This is a genomic window from Pantoea sp. BS_8 (genome assembly GCF_041954965.1).
Classification (GTDB): domain Bacteria; phylum Pseudomonadota; class Gammaproteobacteria; order Enterobacterales; family Enterobacteriaceae; genus Pantoea; species Pantoea stewartii.
Map to the genome: position 1 here is coordinate 202,139 of NZ_JAVAXU010000004.1, position 22,420 is coordinate 224,558.

The following is a 22,420-nucleotide window of genomic DNA, read 5'->3' on the forward strand; positions in this document are numbered from 1 at the left end:
GAGCGCCGATGACGACCCGATCACCACGAAGCAAAGCCCGCCCGGAAGCACTGGCAGAACGGGTTTACCAGGCACTGAAAAACGACATTTTTGAGTTCCGCCTGATGCCCGGCGACCGCTTCAGCGAAAGTGAGATTGCAGAGCGCATGGCAGTCAGCCGCACCCCGGTTCGCCAGGCCCTGTTCTGGCTGGAGCGTGAAGGCTATGTCGACGTGTGGTTTCGCAGCGGCTGGCAGGTGAAAGCCTTTGATTTTGCCTACTTCGAAGAGCTGTACGATTTGCGTACCGTCCTGGAGTGCGAGGCGGTCACGCGCCTGTGTGCGTTGCCGCCGACCCAGTGCGCCGACCGACTACGCGAGCTGTATCAGTTCTGGTGCGAAGCTGCGCAGGTGGAAGATGGCAAGCGGGTTTCACAGCATGATGAGGCGTTTCATATGACGCTGGTCGCCGCCGCGGGCAATGCGGAAATGGCGCGGATCCATGCCGAGCTGACAGAGAAAATCCGCATTATCCGGCGGCTTGATTTTACCCGGGAAGATCGTATTGCGGCGACCTATCGCGAACACGCACAGATTTTGCGGGCCATTTTATTGCAAGAGACCCGCGACGCCCGCCAGATCCTGACCGGGCACATTGCCGTCAGTAAAGCGGAGGTCAGAAAAATCACGCTACACATGCTCCAGCAGGCCCGGCTTCAACCCATTGAATAACGTATCCATACCATTAGGGGTTTACCATCGATGAAAAGACGTTCATTGCTTAAAGCTTTTGCTCTCTCAGCTACCGTCGCGGGCATGGGGTTCGCCTGGAGCGCTCAGGCGGCTGACACCATCAAAGTAGGCATCATGCACTCCCTTTCCGGCACCATGGCCATTTCTGAAACGCCACTTAAAGATGTCGCCCTGATGACCATCGATGAAATTAACGCCAAAGGCGGCGTGCTGGGGAAAAAACTGGAGCCCGTAGTGGTGGATCCGGCCTCAAACTGGCCGCTGTTCGCCGAGAAAGCCCGGCAACTGCTGACCCAGGACAAAGTGGCTGTGGTGTTTGGTTGCTGGACCTCGGTATCGCGCAAATCCGTGCTGCCAGTTTTTGAAGAACTGAATGGTCTGCTCTTCTATCCGGTGCAGTACGAAGGTGAAGAGATGTCGCCGAACGTCTTTTATACCGGTGCAGCACCAAACCAGCAGGCGATTCCGGCGGTGGAATACCTGATGAGCCAGGATGGCGGCGGGGCCAAACGTTTCTTCCTGCTGGGAACAGATTATGTTTATCCCCGCACCACCAACAAGATTTTACGCGCCTTCCTGCATTCAAAAGGCGTGCAGGATAAAGATATCGAGGAAGTGTACACCCCGTTTGGCTACAGCGATTACCAGACCATCGTCTCTAATATCAAGACGTTCGCCGCTGGCGGCAAAACCGCGGTGGTCTCCACCATCAATGGCGATTCCAACGTACCGTTCTACAAGGAACTGGCTAACCAGGGCATCAAAGCCACCGATATCCCGGTCGTAGCCTTCTCGGTGGGTGAAGAGGAACTTCGTGGGATTGATACTAAACCGCTGGTCGGTCAGTTGGCAGCCTGGAACTATTTTGAATCCTTAGATAATCCGACCAACGCGAAATTTGTTGCCGACTATCGGGCTTATGCAAAAGCGCACAATCTGCCGAATGCCAGCACCGTGGTAACCAATGACCCGATGGAAGCCACCTACGTAGGCATTCATATGTGGGCGCAGGCCGTCGAGAAAGCCGGTACGACCAATGTGGATAAAGTGCGTGCGGCCATGGCCGGTCAGACCTTTAAGGCCCCGGACGGGTTTACCCTGACGATGGATCAGACCAACCACCATCTGCACAAACCCGTGATGATTGGCGAAGTTGAAGAAAACGGTCAGTTTAACGTGGTCTGGCAGACGGACAAACCGGTACGTGCCCAGCCCTGGAGCCCGTATATTCCCGGCAATGATAAAAAACCGGATCATCCCGTGAAAACGACGCAGTAAAACTCAGACCGCCCTCGCGCTGGCTGTGAGGGCGGCCGTCAGGACATCCTATGCTCGCCCTTTTGATGAGACTCACCATGATGCTTCGCCTGAATTTTTTAGCGTTATTGCTGCTTCTGCCGCTGTTTGCCAGCGCCGGACCCGCTACGGACTTTGCTGCCGCCAGCCGAACTCAGCAGGCCGATCTGCTGCAACAGTGGGCCGCTGCGCCAGATGCCCGCCGTTTACCCTTGCTGGAAGCGTTAAAAGCGGAAACCGTCGTAACGGATCAGGACCACCATCCCTTTAGTAAAACCGGGAATACGCTTCAGCCACTGGATGACGCCGCACAGCCCAACGGCGACGTTAAAAAGCTGTTTATGAACAACCGCCTGCGTGTACTGGTCGCCAGTGCTCTCGCCGCCCATCAGTTGGTAAGCCCTGATGCCGGCGTGCGCCTGCGCGCGGCGCAACAGTTACAAAACGACGCGGCCGCTGACCTGCTTCCGCTCATAGAGAAACGCCTCAGTGTTGAAACGGATCCTCAGGTTCATGCTGCGCTGGCCATGACGGCGGCCAGTCTGCAGCTGACCAGCCCGCAGCCGATGGTGCGGCTTAGAGCGGTCAAACTGCTGGGCGAATCCAGCGATCCTAATACTCAGGCCAGCCTGCAGCGCCTGACGCAGCCCGCAGCCGAGCCCGATGAAACGGTACGCGAGGCAGCGGCAGACAGCCTGAAGCAGATGAAAAGTCGCCTGATGTGGGGCGATCTGCTGGGACAGGCATTCAGCGGGCTCTCGCTGGGATCGATCCTGCTGCTGGCCGCGCTGGGCCTGGCCATCACCTACGGTCTGCTGGGGGTGATCAATATGGCGCACGGTGAAATGCTGATGCTGGGCGCGTACGCCACCTGGCTGGTACAAAACCTGTTCCAGCAGTTTGCACCGCAGTATATCGCCTGGTATCCGCTGCTGGCGCTGCCGGTCGCGTTTCTGATGACGGCAGCCATTGGAATGGCGCTGGAGCGCACTATCATTCGCCATTTGTATGGCCGCCCACTGGAAACTCTGCTCGCGACCTGGGGCATCAGCCTGATGCTGATTCAGCTGGTGCGTATGCTGTTTGGTGCGCAGAACCTGGAGGTCGCCAATCCCGCCTGGCTGTCGGGCGGATTGCAGGTGCTGCCCAATCTGGTTCTGCCCTGGAACCGCATTGCAGTCATCCTGTTCGTGGTGTTTGTGTTGATACTGACCTGGCTGCTTCTCAACCGCACACGGCTGGGGATGAACGTGCGCGCCGTCACCCAAAACCGGGCCATGGCCGACTGCTGTGGCGTGCCGACGGGCCGCGTGGACATGCTGGCATTTGGTCTGGGTTCCGGTATCGCGGGGCTGGGCGGCGTCGCCCTGTCGCAGTTAGGCAATGTCGGGCCAGAACTGGGCCAGGGCTACATCATCGACTCTTTCCTGGTGGTGGTGCTGGGCGGCGTCGGCCAGCTTGCCGGAACCGTGGTCGCCGCGCTGGGGCTGGGCATTCTCAACAAAGTGCTGGAGCCGCAGATGGGGGCCGTATTGGGGAAAATCCTTATTCTGGTGTTGATCGTGCTGTTTATTCAAAAACGTCCGCAGGGACTGTTTGCCGTGAAAGGAAGGGTGACTGACTGATGACGCAACCTCTCACCTTACGTCTGACGCGTCAGGCACCGCGCCTGACGCTGGGCATTGGCGCAGTCGTTACGCTGCTGCTGCTGATCATGCCGTTCCTGGCACTGCTGCCCGCCTCGCATCCGCTGGCGATCTCCACCTATACCTTAACGCTGGTCGGTAAAATTCTGTGCTACGCCGTGGTCGCGGTGGCGCTGGATCTGGTGTGGGGTTATGCGGGCTTACTTTCTCTGGGGCATGGCCTGTTTTTTGCGCTGGGCGGCTATGCGATGGGCATGTACCTGATGCGCCAGGCCTCCGGGGACAGCCTGCCCGCGTTTATGACCTTCCTGTCCTGGGATCGGCTGCCGTGGTTTTGGGCAGGCACGCAGCATTTCGCCTGGGCGCTGTGTCTGATTGTCCTCGTGCCGGGCCTGCTGGCGCTGGTGTTTGGTTTCTTTGCCTTCCGCTCGAAAATCAAAGGCGTGTATTTCTCAATCATGACCCAGGCGCTGACCTATGCAGGCATGCTGCTGTTCTTTCGCAACGAAACCGGTTTTGGCGGTAACAACGGCTTTACCGGTTTTACGACCCTGCTGGGCTTTAGTGTGACCTCAACCAACACGCGCATCGGCTTGTTTATTGCTACCGTCATGCTGCTGTTAGCAAGCCTGGTGCTGGGCTTCGCGCTGGCCCGCAGTAAATTTGGCCGGGTGCTGACCGCTGTTCGGGATGCCGAAAACCGCCTGATGTTCTGCGGTTACGATCCCCGGGGTTTTAAGCTGTTCGTCTGGACCCTCTCGGCCATGTTATGTGGCCTGGCAGGCGCGCTCTATGTGCCCCTGGTTGGCATTATTAACCCCAGTGAAATGTCCCCGACCAACTCCATTGAAGCCGCTATCTGGGTCGCACTTGGCGGGCGCGGTACGCTTATCGGTCCGCTGCTCGGGGCCGCCATCATCAACGGCGCGAAGAGCGTTTTCACCGTGGCTTTTCCGGAGTACTGGCTGTTTTTCCTGGGGATGATGTTTATTTTGGTCACGCTGTTTCTGCCGCATGGCGTGATGGGTTTACTGCGCCGGAGAAAAGATGACTGAGACCCTGTTCACCCAAACTCTGCCAGCCGATCGTTACCGTGCCCGGCGCGATCCGGTCCTGCAGTTGGCTAACATCACCGTAACCTTTGAGGGGTTTCGTGCGCTTAACAATCTCTCTTTACAGATTGGCGTCGGTGAACTGCGCTGCATCATTGGTCCTAATGGCGCAGGTAAAACCACGCTGATGGACGTTATTACCGGCAAAACGCGTCCCGACACAGGGCAGGTCATTTACGATCAGGATAAAAACCTCATCGCCCTGTCGCCGGTCGAGATTGCCCGTAGCGGAATTGGGCGCAAATTTCAGAAGCCGACAGTGTTTGAAGCGCTGACGGTATTTGAGAATCTGGAGATTGCCCTGAAAACCACCAAAACCGTCTGGGCCAGCCTGCGTGCGCGCCTTGACAGCGCGCAACGGGATCGGATCGATGAGATCCTGACGCTGCTGCGGCTTAGCGCCGCCCGCCAGCGACCGGCAGGTCTGCTGTCGCACGGCCAAAAGCAATTTCTTGAAATCGGCATGCTGCTGGTGCAGGAACCGCACCTGCTGCTGCTTGATGAGCCCGCTGCGGGCATGACCGATGCGGAAACTGACTACACCGCCGAACTGTTTCGCAGTCTGGCGGGCAAGCATTCACTTATGGTGGTTGAGCACGATATGGGCTTCGTGGAAACCATTGCCGATCACGTCACCGTTTTGCATCAGGGAGCCGTACTGGCAGAAGGTTCCCTGCGCGAGGTACAGGCCAACGAGCAGGTCATTGACGTTTATTTGGGGCGCTAAATGTTACAGGTTTCTGAACTGCATCAGTATTATGGCGGCAGCCACATTCTGCGTGGCCTGTCTTTTGAGGTTAAACAGGGTGAAGTCACCTGCCTGCTCGGCCGCAACGGTGTGGGGAAAACCACGCTGCTGAAATGCCTGATGGGCTTAATACCGGCTAAATCGGGCGAGGTGCGCTGGCAGGACAATATCATCAACGGGCGAAAGCCCCACCAGCGCGTGCAGGCCGGCATGGCTTACGTGCCGCAGGGGCGGGAGATTTTTCCGCGTCTGACGGTTGAAGAGAATCTGTTGATGGGCCTGTCACGCTTTTCATCCTCGCAGGCAAAGCAGGTGCCTGAAGAGATTTACCAGCTGTTTCCGGTATTGTTCGATATGAAATCCCGCCGGGGCGGCGATCTGTCCGGCGGCCAGCAACAGCAGTTGGCCATTGGCCGGGCGCTGACCAGCCGTCCACAGTTGCTGATCCTCGACGAGCCTACCGAAGGGATTCAGCCTTCAGTGATCAAAGAGATTGGCCTGGTGATCCGCCAACTGGCACAGCGCGGCGACATGGCGATTCTGCTGGTCGAGCAGTTTTATGATTTTGCCGCGGACCTGGCCGACCGCTATCTGGTCATGTCGCGCGGTGAAATTATCCAGCGCGGGCGCGGTGAAGAGATGGAAACGGATAACGTGCGGAGCCTGGTCGCCATCTGATTCTCCTCCTGTCAGGCAGGTCGGCGCGCAGGCTGACCTGCCTGGATCGCGGCACCCTGCGCTTTCTTCCCACCTGAGCCATGCACGCCCACGGTACGCATCCGTGACCGGCCCGTTTCTTTTCCGTCGTTAAATTCTTGTGTAATAACGCACAAGACATCTTGTAATAAATAACAGTAAGTATAATAATTCTCATTTGCATTCAATGTGCATAACACCTTTGTCACATGACTTTCTGCGCCTTTCTTCTGCCGGGCGCGTTGTATTTGCCTTTGTAAGGGATAAACAATGAGAATGCCTTTTGGCCCGAAACGGTTAGCGCTACTGTGTTCCATCGCCATTGCCGCCCCTGCGGTCTCCTTTGCCGCCGATACGCTGGTGGTGACAGCAAAGCCGGAAGAAACATCGACCACGCCCACTGAAGGCTACACGGCGACCGTCAGTAAAGGGGCAACCAAAACCGATCGTCCTTTGATCACCACCGGTCAGTCCGTTTCGGTCGTGACGCGCCAGCAAATGGCCGATCAGGGCGCAATGGATGTGAATCAGGCGCTTAACTACACCGCCGGTGCCTTCACGAACTTCGCTGGCGCAGCCACCCGCTACGACACGGTCTCTCTGCGCGGCTTCCACGGCGGCGATGTCGATAACATTTTCCTGGACGGTCTGCGCCTGATGAGCGATCCCGGCAGCTATAACGTGCTGCAGGTCGATCCCTGGTTCCTCGACCGTATTGATGTGATCAAAGGTCCTTCTTCTGCCTTGTATGGACAGACGGTGCCGGGTGGCTTAGTGATGGAAAGCTCCAGACGTCCGCAGTATGCGCCTGAGGGACATTTCCGTTTGTCTACCGGCAACCATAACACCAACAGCGCTGCGTTTGATTACACCAATGCCATCAACGATCAATGGGCGTTTCGCCTGACCGGCATAACGCGTAACAGTGATACGCAGTACGATCATACACGCGAAGAAAAATATGCGATTTCGCCTTCACTGCTGTGGCAACCTGATGAGGATACGTCACTCCTGCTGCGCGCTTATCTGCAAAAAGATCCGTCCGGCGGCTATCACAGTGCCGTGCCTGGGGACGGCAGCATCACCGAACATAACGGGCGTAAGCTCAGCACCGGTTTCTATGATGGCGACAGCGCGCTGGATCAGTTTAAGCGGCGGGAGCAAATTTACAGCGCGGAATTCGCTCACCGCTTTAATGAAACCTGGGCGTTTCGCTCGAATGCCAGCTACTCCCATTCCAATGTCGATCTGGATCAGGTTTATCAGATTGGCTGGGCATCACCGCAGTCAGAACTGCTCAATCGCTACTATTCCGGCTCGCGTTCGTCGCTGCAGGCGTACGCGATTGATAACCAGCTGGAAGCCGACTTTGATACCGGTCCGGTGGATCACAAGGTGGTGCTGGGTGCGGAATACCATCAGTACACGAACGATTTACGGGATGCCCGCGGCCCGGCCAGTTCACTCAATGCGCTGACAGGTCAGGCCGTGGGCGTGAATCCGGCTTACGTGTTTACAAATTCACAGCGTCGTTACTATCAAACCGGCGTGTACCTGCAGGATGAGCTGAAATGGGACAAATGGCATCTGGATCTCTCAGGCCGCTACGATCGCATCGTGTCTGAAAACCGCCAGTACAGCACCGATACCCAATATCGTCGTCAGGATGATCACGTTAGTGGCCGGGCGGCGCTGCTGTATGCCTTCGATAACGGGATTTCGCCCTACGTCAGCTACAGCCAGGCGATTACGCCACAGTCCCTTTCCGGACGGGATGGTAACCTGCTGAAGCCAACGACCTCGGAGCAGTATGAGACCGGCATTAAGTACCAGCCCGTGGGCACGTCTGATCTCTACTCCGCCGCGATCTACGACCTGACACAGAATGATGTCGGTAACCGCGTGGTAGTGGGCTCGTATTATGAACCGGCTGGTAAAGTGCACTCTCAGGGCCTCGAACTGGAAGCGCATAATCAGCTCACCCCGCGACTGAGCACGCTGGCGAGCGTGACGGTGAACCATGTGCGCTTCAAAGATTCCATTGACGGCAATAACGGCCACACGCCTTACGTGACGCCTGACTCGATGGCGTCTGCCTGGGCGAAATACCAGTTTGATGCGGGAATCAGCGTCGGTGCTGGCGTGCGTTACATTGGTCGGCAGTGGGCAGACAATGAGAACACCACACGTCTGCCTTCCGCTACGCTGTTTGACGCCTCGGTCCGCGCTGATTTAGGTGCCTGGAACAGCAGCCTCAAAGGCGCGTTTGTGCAGCTTAATGCCAATAACCTGACCGATCGCGACTACGTTTCTGCCTGCTACGGCACGGGCTTCTGCTACTGGGGCGCAGAGCGCACCGTGGTGGCGACCGTCGGCTACGATTTCTGATCCATGCCCGGGCGGCAATCCGTGCCGCCTGTCAACGCTTATGCCACAGCGGCGCAATGTCGCCGCTGTTTTTCTCGCAGAAAAACACGAACCAGCCACAGCCACAGCACACCACAGATCAGGTTCAACAGGCTGAAGCCTGCGGTACCGCCATGAAAATAGGCCGCTTTGCCTGCCTCAATCCCAAAAGCAAAGACCACCATACTGACCATGCCCAGCATCGCTGCCACGCTTCCCTTCCCTGCCTGACTGGAAAATAACGTCAGTCGGTACAGTCCGGCATTGACCATTCCGCTGCCGAAGCCGTAAAGGCTGAGGCCAGCCGTGAGCCCAATGTAGCTGTCCGCCTGCCATAACGTGCTCAGCACAGCGATCAAAAGCCCTGTAACCACAGGCCAGGCCCCCAACCGTAACGGCTGCTCGACGGAGAGACGGCTGGCCAGTCGTCCCAGCGTGAGATTCCCGGCAATCATTGCCATAAAGACCGGCAGTTGAAGCAGTGCGTAATCCAGTCGGCTCAGGCCCAGACCGTGAATCAGGATAACAGGCGAAAGCGCGACCCATGTCAGGCAGGGAATCGTCACCAGGCCAATAGCCAGCGAACCGCACATCACCTGGCGGTCTTTTAGCAACGCATAATAGCCCGCCGCCAGCGACGGCAGCGATACGGAGGTGCGTCTGTCACCTGCGGTTTCCGGCATCGACAGGCCCAGGCCAATGAGCGACAGCGCGGCCAGAGCAGCGAAAAACAGAAACAGTGTGCGCCAGTCTGCGACGGCCAGAAACGCCGTACCCGCCAGCGGCCCGGCCAGCGGAGCCAGCAGCGCAACGTTCGCCATCAGCGCCATCATCTTTACGCTGAGTTCCTCGTCAAAAGCCTCCTGAATGGCGGCATAGCCCACCGCACCGATAAAGCACAGGCTGATGCCCTGCAGAAAGCGCAGCAGGATAAAGGGCCCGATGCCCTGCACCCAGTGCGTCGCCAGACAGGTCAGCATAAAAAACGCAACACCGGTCAGCAGGACCGGACGGCGGCCCAGCTTGTCGGACAGCGGCCCCAGGAGCCACTGTAACAGCATCCCGCCCATCAGATAGGCGGTCAACGAGGTGGCCACCCACTCCGGGCCCACGTGAAACGCCTGTGTGACCCGCAGCATGCCGGGCTGAATCATGTCATGCGCGAGATAGGTGGCAAACTCAAACAGCACCAGCGATAAAGGAAATAACAGATGTCGTCGCGTCAGGCGCGAGACAGGTTGAAAACGAGCCATCGTCAGTATTATCCAGTAAAACGAGAAAAACGCGGCCGCCAGGGCGACCGCGCTGATGGGAAAGGCGGTGATAATCCCGTTAACGCCACCGGGCGACAGGATTCTCCAGCGTGCCGGCAAACTTGAGGTTTTCGGCAGGATCGGACAGGTTGATCATCTGCTGATTATTGGCCAGCTGCAGGCGGTTCAGACAGGAGCGGGTAAAGGTGGGCGCAAACATATCGTAGCGGGCAAATTTACTGGCCAGCTGCAGATGCGCCTGCTGATAATCCTTCACGCACTGTGCCACCAACTGCCAGAACTGACTCTCGGGCAGCGTACCTGACTGGTGCAAAATCGCGCTGATAAAGCGGAAGATACAGTCGAAGACGTCGGTAAAAATCGACAACAGTTTCAGTTCTTCAGGCACGTCTACTGCCAGACGCTGGACGTTCTCCGGCAGCACCGCCTCCGGGTTCATGACGGCGATTTCTTCGCCAATGTCTTTCATGTAGGCGCTGACCGGCACATTGTTTTCCAGCAGCAGGATCAGATTTTCGCCGTGGGGCATAAACACCAGATCGTGTTGATAGAAGCAGTGCAGCAGCGGACTGAGGTAACAGTTAAGGTAACGTTCAACCCACTGTGCCGCGGGGAGGCCTGAGTCGGCGATCAGTGCGGGCAGTAACGGCTGCTGATGGTGATCAACATGCAGGAACGCCGCCATGGTCATCAAGCGCTGGCCGGGCTGCAGATCAGGAACCGGATTATCGCGCCACAGGGCCGCAAACATTTTCTTATAGGCGGAATCGCCCTTAATGGCACGTTCGTAATGGCGGTTGTGATAGCCCACGGCGGCCACCTCGCGCAGGATGCGGAAGTTGCAGCGCTGAAGCCAGCTGTCGTTTGCCACCAGCGTTTCCAGCCATTCATTAATCGCAGGCGTGGTCGCCATATAGTACGGGGACAAGCCGCGCATAAAGCCCATGTTGAGCACCGACAGGGCGGTTTTCACATAACGCTTGTGAGGCTGGCTGCGGTTAAAGAAGGTACGAATCGACTGCTGCGCCTGATACTGGTCATCACCGATGCCCAGATAAATAATGTCCCGACTGGCAATATCCGCCGCAAACACCGTCAGCAGCTTGTTCTGCCACTGCCACGGATGCACGGGCATAAAGATATAGTCCTCGGGTTCCACCCCGTGGCTTGTCAGCTGAGCCGCGAACCGATCCAGAATGGACTGCCCTAGCTCCTCCTGCAGCAACTGCGTATAGCTCAGCGCGCTGAGGCTGGAGAAATGGGCATGACGACGGTGCACGGCTACCCAGATGAGATTTACCGGCGCGGCGGCCTCTGGAGCATAAGCCAGGTAATCCCGCGCATCGAAGCCGATGCGGCCGTTATTGGCGACGAAGCAGGGATGCCCTTCCGTCATGGAGGATTCCACGGTCTGGAAGTCCGCTTTTACCAGCGCCTGGCTGTCTGGATTCTGCTTCTGCAACTTAAATACGCTGCTGCATAAGGTGCTGCTGATCTCTTCCATGTAGGTGGCTAACAGCGCCTGAGGAATGCCGATCTGCGCATTAAACTCCTCAATAAACTGCAGCGCATCCAGCGGTAACGCCCGACCATTCTCCTGCTTTTCCAGTGAGGCAACGTCGATATCCCAGTGGTCCAGCGCCAGACGCTGAGCGGAAAAATGGTACTCTGCCTCGGCACCCGGCACGGCCAGGCGATAACGTCCTGGGTGCATTTCGTCGGGGACGATCAGCTTTTCATGCGCGAATTCGGCAATCGCTTTACGAATCAGTAAACGGTTAGCCTGCAGCCAGTGAGGTCCGGTGAGATGGGCACCGGTTAACAGTGAGGTGGCGTGATTCATTCGTGAGTCCTGCAGTAATGCCTGTTGATAATCGTCGCGCTGACAGAAGGCGAGCCAGGCGGTTTTGTGGCCCATATCAATGGTGTGCTGGTAGCGAAAACCCGCACGTTTGTTCAGGCGATGGATTTTGTCGTTGCGCACATCCGGTTCGACCACCACGCGACTGACCTCGGGGCGGCTGAACAGGTAGTCCATAACGGTGCTGAAGACCTGCCAGCTAAATTCCCTGACCGGGGTTTCCGCGGGCGCGATCAGAATATGCATGCCGTAGTCGTCCGGCTGAGCGGGATAGTATTTACCTACTTCATCCTCGCGGGCGCGATAGCATTCGACAAGGAAGGCCGGTTCACCATTGCAGCAGCCGATCAACGCCGCATGCGGATCCCTGGCCGTCAGCTGGTGGTAAAAGTCGGCGACCTGCTCTGGTGTGTCATTCTGCATTCCCCAGAAGCGGGCATAGTCGCGCGTCACCCAGCGATGAATCAGCGTGGCGTCAGCGGCCTGCATAGGGCGGAGGGTAAACTGGCCTGCCGGGCGGGCGGCAGTGAAAAGCGTTAACTGTGACATATTACGATTCCGATTGAGCCGGGAAAGTCTGGAAGGCAATCTGCCGTTCGACGGGATAGATCTCTTTGCCGGTGATTTCACGCAGCAGCACCGAATTGCGATAGCAGGCCATGCCCAGATCCGGTGTAACGAAGCCGTGCGTGTGCAGCTCCGCGTTCTGCACGAAGATCTGGTTGTGGCGATCAATGCTGTAGTTACGCTGAACGTCGTAACGGCCCTTCTCGTCCCAGCGCAGACGCTGGCTGATGCCTTCAATAAACATCGGCGGACGATACTGATAGCCCGTTGCCATCACCAGACCGTGCGTACGGCGGGTAAAGGCACAATCCTGCTCCTGCTGATGCAGCGCGAGCTCGAACTCTCCGTTGGGTAACGCGCGCATTCCGGTCAGTTCTGAATGGGTGAACAGGTTAACGTTCAGCGCGCCATCCAGTTGCTTAACGTACATCAGGTCGTAGATAGCGTTGATCAGCGTGCTGTTGATGCCTTTATAGAGATTTTTGTGGCGCGCATTCAGCGCATCGCGTTTCTCACCCGGCAGCGCGTGGAAATAGTCCACCCATTCTGGCGAGGTCATCTCCAGCGTCAGTTTGGTATATTCCAGCGGATAAAAGCGTGGCGCACGGGTTATCCAGTTCAGCTGATAGCCAAACCGATCGATCTCCGTAAGCAGATCGTAATAGATCTCTGCCGCGCTCTGCCCGCTACCCAGTACGGTAATGGACGGTTTTTTCTGCAAATCCACCTTATCCGCCAGATACTGACTGGAGTGCGTAAAACGCGACCGGTATGGATGGCTGCAGCCAGGCAGCCAGGCTTCAGGACCGGTGCCCAACACCAGCCTGCGGGTCAGCCAGTCCTGCTGCTGCCCATTGACCGTATCGACTGCCCGTACGCGGTAGCACTGCAACGCTTCGTCGTAGCTCACATAGTCCACGCGCGTGTTCCAGCGCAGGTTACTCAGCTTTGAACAGGCCCACTGACAGTACTGGTTGTACTCTTTACGCATCAGGAAAAAGTCTTCGCGGATATAGAACGAATACAGTTTTCCTTTCTGCTTCATATAGTTCAGCAGACTGTAAGGACTGGTGGGATCGGCCAGCGTCACCAAATCGGCCATAAACGGCGTTTGCAGATGCGCACTTTCCAGCATCATGCCGGTATGCCAGTCAAAGCCCGGATTCTGATCCAGAAAGAGGCCATTCAGCCCTTCAACAGGTTCACTCAGACAGGCCAGGCTGAGATTGAAAGGACCGATGCCAATTCCGATAAAGTCATAAATGTTGTCGTTCATCGTACCGTTCTCACTGGTTAGCGGCTTGCAAAGTCAGCTCACGTGCCTGCTCCCGGCCGTAATGGACAATCAGGGCAATGACGTCTTCCATGTCGGCCACCGTAGTGGTGGGATTCAGCAGGGTAAATTTGAGGTACTGGTGACCCTCGACTTTCGTACCGGCGATCACCGCGTTACCCGAGCGGAACAGCGCCTTGCGGATACCGGCATTGATGGCATCCAGCTGTGCCGCCCGCATGTCAGGCCGGGGTACGAAACGGAAGATTTGTGTGGTCAGTTCAGGCGCATGCAGCACCTCAATAGACGGATGGGCTTTCAGCAACTGATGGGTTGCCTCGGTCAACGTCAGGATGGTATCGAATGCTTCCCCCAGCGCCGCCGGGCCCATGATGCGCAACGTCAGCCACATTTTCAGCGCGTCAAACCGGCGCGTCGTCTGAATACTTTTGTTGACCAGGTTTGGCGTCCCTTCCTGCTGGGCGCTGAGCGGATTGAGGTAATCGGCATGGTGCGTCACATGGCTGAGGTGCTGTTTATCGCGCACGAAAAATGCCCCGCAGCTTACGGTCTGGAAGAATGACTTGTGGTAATCCACCGTCACCGAGTCCGCTTTTTCGATACCACTGAGGCGCTGCCGCTGCGTTTCAGATACCAGCAGGCCACAGCCGTAAGCCGCATCGACGTGCATCCAGATGCCGTACTGCTGACACAGATCCGCGATAGCGTTCAGCGGATCGATACTGCCAAAATCGGTGGTGCCACTGGTGGCCACGACGGCGATGGGAATCAGGCCCTGCGCATGGCAGTGCTCAATTTCGCGCTCAAGCTGTACGCTGTCCATGCGGTAGTGTTCGTCGTAATCCACGGAAATCACCGCATCGTAGCCCAGGCCAAGAATCGCCATCGACTTCTGAATACTGAAATGACTCAGTCGGGAGGTCAGCACGCGCCATTTCGCGGCCTCCGTCGGCAACCCCTTATGCTTGATCAGGTGACCCGGATGGTGCGTGGCGCACCAGCTGTCCCGCGCCAGCAGCATCGCCATCAGGTTGGACTGCGTACCGCCACTGGTAAAGATGCCGTCTGCGCTCGCAGGCAGGCCGATGCGGCCCAGCGTCCAGTCAATGACCTTCTGCTCAATCAGCGTGCCGCCCGCGCTTTGGTCCCAGGTATCGACGGAGCTGTTTACCGCCGCCATGATCTGCTCTGCCAGCAGCGAAGGCAGCACAACCGGGCAGTTAAGATGGGCGACATATTTGGGGTGGTGGAACCAGACGGCGTCGCGCAGGTAAAGTGATCGCAGCTCTTCCAGCGCGGCTTCGTTGCTGCCCAGAGGCTGATCAAGGTCGACGGCGCTGAACGCCGGGGCCAGCTCATGGGGCAGGATTCCGCTGAACGGCTTCTCCACGCGCTGCACCGTGCTGCTGATCAGCGTCAGCGCCGCGTGCGTTTGCTGCTGCCACGCCGTAATCTGCGCCTCGTTAAAGATGACGTCCTGAGCCGCAGGAATATCTTCAGACAGATGTCGGCGCGGGACCGACAGAGTTTGCTTACGTAACACCATATCCTGTTCCTTTGTTTAAGACGTAAGTCGCCTGGCCGCCCCGGTAAAAGGGCAGCAGATCGTGCCAGACCGCACGTGTCAGTTCAGATTCGGTAATCTTTAGCCGGTACAGCTAACCCATCAGCCCTGAAAAATTGAGAATTTATGTTCGCAAAAATCCAAAAAACTACATTTTGTGTGGTTTATTTGTATTTACTGAGTGATTGTTAACGAAAATGACAACATAAATAATAATCATTATCATTCAATTTATGGAAGTGTAACCATTCTCATAAGTATGACTAATATCTATTTACGTGATCTTGATCACAAAAAGTAGGCGAAAGGAGCCGCCAGGCTGACAAAACAGGCTTCCCCACAGCCCTGATTCCGTAGGGAAGTGCTGTTTTCAAGATGTGAATACAGATGACGGGATGCAGAGGCTCAGCCCCGGCACGGTTCTACATTGCGGTCTGGGCATCAAGCCTGAATACACTGACGTTCTCAACCAGCGCGCTGACCTGCTGGTCTAATGCCCGTGCGGACTGGGCTGACTGCTGTGATAAGGTTGCGTTTTGCTGCGTCGCGGCATCCATATGCGTCACCGCCAAATTGACTTGTTCAATACCGGCACTCTGTTCAGCGCTGGCAGCAGAGATATTCTCCATGAGCGTACACAGCTGTTTTACGCTCTCAACGATCGCCTGCATGGATGCCCCCGCGCCTTTTACAAGTGAATTGCCTTGCGCAACCAGCGTCACCGATCGATCCGTGAGTCCCCGAATCTCGCGGGCCGCCGTAGCGGAACGCTGCGCCAGTGCACGGACCTCTGAAGCGACAACGGCAAAACCGCGTCCGTCGTTACCAGCACGGGCGGCTTCTACCGCCGCGTTAAGGGCCAAAATATTCGTCTGGAAAGCAATGCCGTCAATTACCGTAACGATGTCATTAATTTCGCGTGAAAACTGATGGATATCTTCCATGGCAATGACCACTTTTTCGACCACCTCACCGCCATCATCGGCGCGCTGGCGCGTATCACGTGCAATGATGCTGGCATGATGGGCATTTTCTGCATTGATTTTTACAACAGAGGTCAGTTGTTCCATTGACGCCGCCGTTTCTTCCAGCGCACTGGCTTGCGCTTCATTACGTGAAGAAAGCTCACGGCTGCCATGTGCCACCTGATCTGTCGTGGCCGCAATGGCTTCTGTTCCACCGCGAACACCGATCACAATGCGTGTCAGGCTCGTATTCATATCGCGCAGTGCGGCCATCAATTGTGCCGTTTCATCATGTCCGCTGACGCTAATACGGGCGCGCAGGTCACCCGCTGCTACCGTTTTGGCTATCGTGATTGCCTGTTTCAACGGTTGCGTAATGCTCTGGATAAGCCACCATGTAATTCCCGCGCCTACTAACAGGATGCATCCCATTGCGATCAGCAACAGCAGGCGCGTTTGTTGGTAATGCGCAAGGTTACTCGCATCAATGTCCCGATGCATTTCCTGCGCACGCGCTAAGGTCGACGTGACCAGCGCATCGATTTGCTGGGTGGGCGCACGATCAATGCCCGTTACCTGATGATCGACCCGCGCGGGGCTGCTGATGTCGTTGATAACATAGCTGTTCAGCGCCGTCAGGTACTGGCGTTCCAGCCCGGCATGCGCCGCGCGCGCCTGCTCAACCGGGGCAACTGGCAGGTTCAGCTTGGCCTGAATCTGACTGAGCCGGGTCAATAATTGCTGCGTTTTCTGGCTTTCATTCAAAAAGGCCGTTTTATATTTATCAAATGTATTTTGTCCTTGTGTCCCACGCAGCAGAATATTCTTCCACTCCTGCACTTGTATTTTGAACTGCACCTGCGCGCTGCGCGCAGTATCAATACTTTCTGCAATGAGCATCTCCTTTGCCATAACGGCCTGACTGTTCTCTAAAGCCTGTCCGTTAACACGTAATCCGTTCACCCCCATCAACAGGGTTGCAAGCAGCAGCAACGTGGCAAGAAAACCGAGTCTTTGACCAATTTTAAATCGATTGAGCTTCATAAAAACTGTTACCTGATGAATAAATAGGAGAACAAACGTGACTTTCGTCACATTGATTATCGTCCTGGCGGGTAGCAACCTTTATGGAGCCGGTTGAGGAAATAACGTGACACTTTTGTGACAGAAAGCCCCCAAATAGCGACATTTTTACCCATAATATCTTGCCTTGCGCTTTCACAGCCTGTGCGCTTTGACCTGTAACGGAGGTTGCTCAGCGGGCATTACCGGTGCGACCTGCGCACTGGCATATTGCGCTGCGGTACAAACCGTCCGATATCGCGCAAAGACATTGTTAAAATTTCAACATCACACATCGGCTTATTGCAGGTTACAGTACGGTTCCCCGGGTGGCATGCCAGCGATTTACGGGATAATCGCTTTGCAGGTAAGATAAAAAACGGATGCGTCGAGCATGCAACGCCTTCTTTTTTGCCTTTATCAAAGGTCACGAAGTGAAAACGGGCGAGTTGAACGCCCCCGTTACCGGCCACCTTCGCGGTGTAACAGACATATGACGTCCTCCTCAAGGAATACAGGTTCAGAGATGACAATGGAAACCCGCCGCGACGAACGTCTGCGCAAACTCGCTCTGGCACTGAAGCGCACCGATAAACTTCACCTGAAGGATGCCGCCCGGTTGCTGGACGTCTCAGAGATGACGATTCGCCGGGATCTGAGCGAACCGACATCCAGCGTCGTCCTGCTCGGCGGCTATATCGTCAGCGATCCCAGAAGCCAACCCGGTCACTATTTTGTCTCCGATCAGCACGGCCAAAACGCCACCCGCAAACAGCAGCTGGCGCAGGCGGCGGCAGGTCTGATCGGGGAGAACGATACCGTCTTTTTCGACTGCGGGACGACCTTGCCCTATGTGGTGGATGCCATTCCGGATGCCCTGCCCTTCACCGCCATCTGCTGTGCCATGAATACTTTTCTGGCGTTAAAAGAAAAGCCCGCCTGCCATGTCATCCTGAGCGGCGGTGAATTCCATGCGGATAACGCCTTATTCACGCCGGTGGGCGGACAGTGCATTCTGGATGACCTGTGCCCTGACCTGGCCTTTATTTCTGCGGCAGGCGTCAGCCACGATCAGGGCGCGACCTGCTATAACCTCAATGAACTGCCCATGAAACACCACGCCATGCGGCGCGCCCGCCAGCGGATTCTGGTGGCGGACAGCAGTAAATACGGGAAAGTGTTACCGGCCCGCATTGGCGCGCTTTCACGCTTCGACCTGCTGGTCAGCGACAGCGCGCCAGATGCCACGCTGAGTCAGTGGTTAGCGCAACAGTCTATTCCCGTGCGGCTGCCCTGACTTCAGCCTGTCCACCGGCGTTCTGATGCGCGTAGCCCTGTGCCGGGTCGGTCTGACAACGGACATAAATCAAACAGTTATTCTGAACCCGCGGCCGCCATCGAATAATCCCGTCCCCTCGGCTGTGATTAGGCGGCGAAAAAGGCTAAACTTCGACATCATCCAAACGACAAACAGACCCAGAGGCTCAATACAACGTGGCTCAATTCGTCTATAGCATGCATCGCGTTGGCAAAGTGGTACCGCCAAAGCGTCATATTCTGAAAAACATCTCCCTCAGCTTCTTCCCCGGTGCGAAAATTGGCGTACTCGGCCTGAACGGTGCCGGTAAATCGACGCTGCTGCGCATCATGGCAGGCATCGATAAAGACATCGAAGGGGAAGCCCGTCCACAGCCCGGTATCAAAATTGGTTACCTGCCGCAGGAACCGCAGCTCAACCTTGAGCACACCGTGCGTGAATCCGTTGAAGAAGCGCTGTCGGAAGTGGTTGGCGCGCTGAAACGCCTTGATGAGGTTTATGCGCTTTACGCCGAAGAAGATGCGGATTTTGACAAGCTGGCAGCTGAGCAGGGACGTCTGGAAGAGATCATTCAGGCACACGACGGCCATAACCTGAACACACAGCTGGAACGTGCAGCCGATGCGCTGCGCCTGCCAGACTGGGACGCCAAAATCGCGAACCTGTCCGGTGGTGAACGCCGCCGTGTTGCGCTGTGCCGCCTGCTGCTGGAAAAGCCAGACATGCTGCTGCTGGACGAACCGACGAACCACCTGGACGCCGAATCGGTCGCCTGGCTGGAGCGCTTCCTGCATGACTTCGAAGGCACCGTGGTCGCGATTACCCACGACCGTTACTTCCTGGATAACGTCGCCGGCTGGATCCTGGAACTTGACCGTGGTGAGGGGATTCCGTGGGAAGGTAACTACTCTTCATGGCTGGAGCAGAAAGATGCCCGTCTGGCACAGGAAGCCTCGACTGAAGCGGCCCGTCGTAAATCTATCGAGAAAGAGCTGGAGTGGGTACGTAAAGGGCCAAAAGGCCAGCAGTCTAAAGGCAAAGCTCGTCTGGCACGCTTTGAAGAGCTGAACAATACCGACTACCAGAAACGTAACGAAACCAACGAACTGTTTATTCCGCCGGGTGCTCGCCTGGGTGATAAGGTGCTGGAAGTCAGCCACCTGCGTAAATCCTACGGTGACCGCGTGCTGATTGACGATCTGTCCTTCTCGGTACCGAAAGGTGCCATCGTTGGCATCATCGGTCCGAACGGGGCCGGTAAATCCACGCTGTTCCGCATGATGTCTGGTCAGGAACAACCGGATTCCGGTGAGATCGTGCTGGGTGAAACCGTGAAGCTGGCCTCTGTCGATCAGTTCCGTGACAGCATGGATAACGCCAAAACCGTGTGGGAAGAAGTCTCCGGTGGTCAGGACATCATGCGTATCGGCAACACGGAAATGCCAAGCCGCGCCTATGTCGGACGCTTTAACTTTAAAGGCGTTGATCAGGGCAAACGCGTCGGTGAGTTATCCGGTGGTGAGCGGGGCCGTCTGCATCTGGCAAAACTGCTGCAGGTTGGCGGCAACATGCTGCTGCTCGATGAACCGACCAACGACCTGGACATTGAAACCCTGCGCGCGCTGGAAAACGCCCTGCTTGAATTCCCTGGCTGTGCCATGGTGATCTCGCATGACCGTTGGTTCCTTGACCGCATCGCGACGCACATTCTGGACTACCAGGATGAAGGGAAGATCGAGTTCTTCGAAGGTAACTTTACCGAATACGAAGAGTACAAGAAACGCACGCTGGGCGCGGATGCGCTGGAGCCGAAGCGCATCAAGTACAAGCGTATTGCCAAATGATTCAGGGGCGGCAGCAATGCCGCCCTTTTCTTTTCCTCAGCGGTAAAAGTCGCGAAACACCGACGACTGCAACGCAAATTCAATAAACCTCATCAGCGCGGGCGAATTCAGTTTACGACTGGGATAGACCAGCCACAGCTCGTTTCCCTCAACCGTCCATTCCGGTAACACCTGCACCAGGCGCGCATCGCGCATCTCCCCGTCCGTTAAGAAACGCGGCAGTAGCGTAATGCCGGCATGCCCCAGCGCCGATTCGCGGGCATAGAGCAAATTGTCGGTCAGGTGCGCGGGCGGCAGCAGCCAGCGATGATACTGACTGTCGCGTTTAAGCACCCACTCGTTCCAGGCGCGGTGCGCGATACAGCGATGTTCAGCCAGCTGCTGCGGATGAGTAACCGGCGGATGCTGATCGAGATAAGTCTGCGAGGCCACCAGCAATCGCTCGCAGTAGCCGACACGCCGCCCAATCAGAGACGATTCCTGTGGCTGGCCGGTGCGTAAGGCAAGATCAAAGCCATCCTGTACCAGGTCGCGAATCTCGTCTGAAACGGAAATGTCCAGCGTGACATCAGGATAACGCCGTAAAAACGCGGCGTTACAGCGCGCCAGTAGGGTTGCCCCAATGCCCGCCGGACTGGTGATGCGCAGGCGACCGCTAGGATTTTCCCGCAGGTTGGCAATCGCCTGTTCGGCGCGTTCGCTGGCCTGCATCATCTCCTGACAGTGCAGCAGATAACGCTCCCCGGCAAAGGTCAGGTTAAGCTGGCGCGTCGTCCGGTTTAACAGCCGGATGCCCAGCCGCTGCTCAAGCTGGCTGATACGTTGACTGACGCTGGATTTGGGCAAACCTGCCCGCTCTGCCGCAGCGGTAAAGCTGCCGCACTCCGCCACCAGCGCAAACAGCGCCATATCCTGCCACTCACGAAACGCCATTGTTCACCTCAGACGAACACTCTAATAACTATTGTCCATCTTATCAGCCTGGCGGTGGGGTTCTACACTTGAAGAAACACTACAGGAGAATAAATTATGTCTGTCCGCGCGATTGCTGTTGATCCCGAAAACCCAAAAAACTTTACCGAAATTTTCCCGGAAACGCCTGTGCCCGGCGAGTATGACCTGCGTGTCCAGGTAAAAGCCGCCTCGGTCAACCCGGTGGATACCAAGGTGCATAAAGGCGCGATCAAAAATGGTTTGCAGGTGCCGCGTATCCTCGGCTGGGATGCCAGCGGCGTGGTGCTGGAAACCGGCAGCAAAGTCACGGGCTTCAAGCCCGGGGATGAAGTGTACTATGCAGGCGATATTACCCGCCCGGGCAGTAACAGCACCGAACAGTTAGTCGATTCCCGTATCACTGGCCATAAGCCGAAAACGCTCGACTGGGCGGCCTCTGCGGCGATTCCTTTAACGGCGCTTACCGCCTGGGAAGGTTTGTTCGAGCGACTGGATATGGCAGCCGCGCGTGACGATCAAACACTGCTGATCGTTGGCGGCGCAGGCGGTGTAGGCTCTCTGGCGATTCCGCTGGCGAAAATGCGCAGCAAGGCGAAAGTGATTGCCACCGCGTCACGGGAAGACTCTGCCCAGTGGTGCCGCGATCGCGGGGCCGACCTGGTGATCAACTACAAAGACATGCCCGCTGAGCTGGAAAAGCACGGCATTAAGCAGGTCGACTACATTTTCTGCCTTAACGACACTGACGGCCACTGGGAAACCATGAGCCAGCTCATCGCGCCCCAAGGTCATATCTGCACCATCGTCGAGAACGAACATCCGCTGTCAATGGATCAACTGAAGCTTAAGAGCGCCTCGCTGCACTTTGAGTTTATGTACACTCGCAGCATGTTCACCACGCCGGATATGGCGCAACAGGGTGAGATTCTGAATAGCGTTGCCCGCCTGTTAGATGACGGAAAGCTGCAAACCACCCTGAGTGAAACCCTGCACGGGTTAAGTGTGGAAACCCTGGAAGCGGCCCACCAGCGTGTACTGGAAGGCCATATGCGCGGCAAAGTGGTCATGGTTTACTGATCACC

Annotated in this window: 16 protein-coding genes; 10 read left to right on the plus strand and 6 right to left on the minus strand. The window is 56.6% G+C overall.

All coding sequences use genetic code 11. The features are described 5' to 3' along the window. The first annotated feature begins 8 nt into the window (after nt 1-8). From RAC65_RS11265 to RAC65_RS11295, 7 genes are all read left to right on the plus strand, one after another. Nucleotides 9-710 (plus strand): GntR family transcriptional regulator, encoded by a 702-nt coding sequence (locus RAC65_RS11265; RefSeq protein WP_006117610.1) that lies wholly within the window; start codon nt 9-11, stop codon nt 708-710. A 30-nt stretch (nt 711-740) separates the two neighbouring features. Next, entirely contained in the window at nt 741-2,009 is a 1,269-nt protein-coding gene (urtA, locus tag RAC65_RS11270) for an urea ABC transporter substrate-binding protein (RefSeq protein WP_033740212.1), read from the plus strand. A 77-nt stretch (nt 2,010-2,086) separates the two neighbouring features. After that, a complete protein-coding gene (gene urtB / locus RAC65_RS11275) occupies nt 2,087-3,652 on the plus strand; it encodes an urea ABC transporter permease subunit UrtB (RefSeq protein ID WP_058702148.1) in 1,566 nt (521 codons plus the stop codon). Continuing rightward, a complete protein-coding gene (gene urtC, locus RAC65_RS11280; RefSeq protein WP_375096708.1) occupies nt 3,652-4,728 on the plus strand; it encodes an urea ABC transporter permease subunit UrtC in 1,077 nt (358 codons plus the stop codon). Before urtB ends, urtC begins: the two co-directional genes overlap by 1 nt. After that, nucleotides 4,721-5,512, plus strand: a complete 792-nt coding sequence (gene urtD / locus RAC65_RS11285) for an urea ABC transporter ATP-binding protein UrtD (RefSeq protein ID WP_039338787.1) — start codon at nt 4,721-4,723, stop codon at nt 5,510-5,512. Before urtC ends, urtD begins: the two co-directional genes overlap by 8 nt. Beyond that, nucleotides 5,513-6,211: an urea ABC transporter ATP-binding subunit UrtE gene (gene urtE, locus RAC65_RS11290; RefSeq protein ID WP_375096709.1), complete on the plus strand. Its 699-nt coding sequence runs from the start codon at nt 5,513-5,515 to the stop codon at nt 6,209-6,211. It begins immediately after the preceding gene. Between the two features lie 288 nt (nt 6,212-6,499). Continuing rightward, on the plus strand, nt 6,500-8,617 hold the full coding sequence (locus RAC65_RS11295) for a TonB-dependent siderophore receptor (RefSeq protein WP_164482928.1): 2,118 nt from the start codon (nt 6,500-6,502) through the stop codon (nt 8,615-8,617). Between the two features lie 38 nt (nt 8,618-8,655). Here the strand turns inward: RAC65_RS11295 and RAC65_RS11300 are convergent, their stop codons facing one another. The 5 genes from RAC65_RS11300 to RAC65_RS11320 form a co-directional block, all read right to left on the minus strand. Continuing rightward, on the minus strand, nt 8,656-9,888 hold the full coding sequence (locus RAC65_RS11300; protein WP_375096723.1) for an MFS transporter: 1,233 nt from the start codon (nt 9,886-9,888) through the stop codon (nt 8,656-8,658). Between the two features lie 79 nt (nt 9,889-9,967). Further along, a complete protein-coding gene (locus tag RAC65_RS11305) occupies nt 9,968-12,319 on the minus strand; it encodes a GNAT family N-acetyltransferase (protein WP_375096710.1) in 2,352 nt (783 codons plus the stop codon). A gap of 1 nt (nt 12,320) precedes the next feature. Beyond that, nucleotides 12,321-13,613 carry a lysine N(6)-hydroxylase/L-ornithine N(5)-oxygenase family protein gene (locus RAC65_RS11310; RefSeq protein ID WP_375096711.1) on the minus strand — a complete coding sequence of 431 codons (1,293 nt, stop codon included), beginning with the start codon at nt 13,611-13,613 and terminating at the stop codon, nt 12,321-12,323. Nucleotides 13,614-13,623: 10 nt separating this feature from the next. Further along, nucleotides 13,624-15,177: a pyridoxal phosphate-dependent decarboxylase family protein gene (locus RAC65_RS11315; protein WP_375096712.1), complete on the minus strand. Its 1,554-nt coding sequence runs from the start codon at nt 15,175-15,177 to the stop codon at nt 13,624-13,626. Between the two features lie 440 nt (nt 15,178-15,617). After that, entirely contained in the window at nt 15,618-17,204 is a 1,587-nt protein-coding gene (locus tag RAC65_RS11320) for a methyl-accepting chemotaxis protein (RefSeq protein WP_133745518.1), read from the minus strand. Between the two features lie 550 nt (nt 17,205-17,754). On the opposite strand from RAC65_RS11320, the gene deoR reads away from it, so the two are divergent. Then, complete coding sequence (deoR, locus tag RAC65_RS11325) at nt 17,755-18,519, plus strand: DNA-binding transcriptional repressor DeoR (RefSeq protein WP_033740198.1); 765 nt, start codon at nt 17,755-17,757, stop codon at nt 18,517-18,519. Nucleotides 18,520-18,716: 197 nt separating this feature from the next. After that, a complete protein-coding gene (gene ettA / locus RAC65_RS11330) occupies nt 18,717-20,384 on the plus strand; it encodes an energy-dependent translational throttle protein EttA (protein ID WP_006118292.1) in 1,668 nt (555 codons plus the stop codon). Between the two features lie 36 nt (nt 20,385-20,420). Here ettA and RAC65_RS11335 read toward each other — a convergent pair whose 3' ends face one another. Continuing rightward, nucleotides 20,421-21,317, minus strand: coding sequence for a LysR family transcriptional regulator (locus RAC65_RS11335; protein WP_033740197.1), 897 nt, complete (start codon nt 21,315-21,317; stop codon nt 20,421-20,423). A gap of 96 nt (nt 21,318-21,413) precedes the next feature. Here RAC65_RS11335 and RAC65_RS11340 point away from each other — a divergent pair, with 96 nt between their 5' ends. Further along, on the plus strand, nt 21,414-22,415 hold the full coding sequence (locus tag RAC65_RS11340) for a zinc-binding alcohol dehydrogenase family protein (RefSeq protein ID WP_006118291.1): 1,002 nt from the start codon (nt 21,414-21,416) through the stop codon (nt 22,413-22,415). The last annotated feature ends 5 nt before the right edge of the window (nt 22,416-22,420 follow it).

Excerpts from the sequence above, each read along its gene's own strand:
- RAC65_RS11265 (WP_006117610.1), top strand. The coding sequence starts at position 9 with ATGACGACCCGATCACCACGAAGCAAAGCCCGCCCGGAAGCACTGGCA.
- urtA (WP_033740212.1), top strand. The coding sequence starts at position 741 with ATGAAAAGACGTTCATTGCTTAAAGCTTTTGCTCTCTCAGCTACCGTC.
- urtB (WP_058702148.1), top strand. The coding sequence starts at position 2,087 with ATGATGCTTCGCCTGAATTTTTTAGCGTTATTGCTGCTTCTGCCGCTG.
- urtC (WP_375096708.1), top strand. The coding sequence starts at position 3,652 with ATGACGCAACCTCTCACCTTACGTCTGACGCGTCAGGCACCGCGCCTG.
- urtD (WP_039338787.1), top strand. The coding sequence starts at position 4,721 with ATGACTGAGACCCTGTTCACCCAAACTCTGCCAGCCGATCGTTACCGT.
- urtE (WP_375096709.1), top strand. The coding sequence starts at position 5,513 with ATGTTACAGGTTTCTGAACTGCATCAGTATTATGGCGGCAGCCACATT.
- RAC65_RS11295 (WP_164482928.1), top strand. The coding sequence starts at position 6,500 with ATGAGAATGCCTTTTGGCCCGAAACGGTTAGCGCTACTGTGTTCCATC.
- RAC65_RS11300 (WP_375096723.1), bottom strand. The coding sequence starts at position 9,888 with ATGGCTCGTTTTCAACCTGTCTCGCGCCTGACGCGACGACATCTGTTA.
- RAC65_RS11305 (WP_375096710.1), bottom strand. The coding sequence starts at position 12,319 with ATGTCACAGTTAACGCTTTTCACTGCCGCCCGCCCGGCAGGCCAGTTT.
- RAC65_RS11310 (WP_375096711.1), bottom strand. The coding sequence starts at position 13,613 with ATGAACGACAACATTTATGACTTTATCGGAATTGGCATCGGTCCTTTC.
- RAC65_RS11315 (WP_375096712.1), bottom strand. The coding sequence starts at position 15,177 with ATGGTGTTACGTAAGCAAACTCTGTCGGTCCCGCGCCGACATCTGTCT.
- RAC65_RS11320 (WP_133745518.1), bottom strand. The coding sequence starts at position 17,204 with ATGAAGCTCAATCGATTTAAAATTGGTCAAAGACTCGGTTTTCTTGCC.
- deoR (WP_033740198.1), top strand. The coding sequence starts at position 17,755 with ATGGAAACCCGCCGCGACGAACGTCTGCGCAAACTCGCTCTGGCACTG.
- RAC65_RS11335 (WP_033740197.1), bottom strand. The coding sequence starts at position 21,317 with ATGGCGTTTCGTGAGTGGCAGGATATGGCGCTGTTTGCGCTGGTGGCG.
- RAC65_RS11340 (WP_006118291.1), top strand. The coding sequence starts at position 21,414 with ATGTCTGTCCGCGCGATTGCTGTTGATCCCGAAAACCCAAAAAACTTT.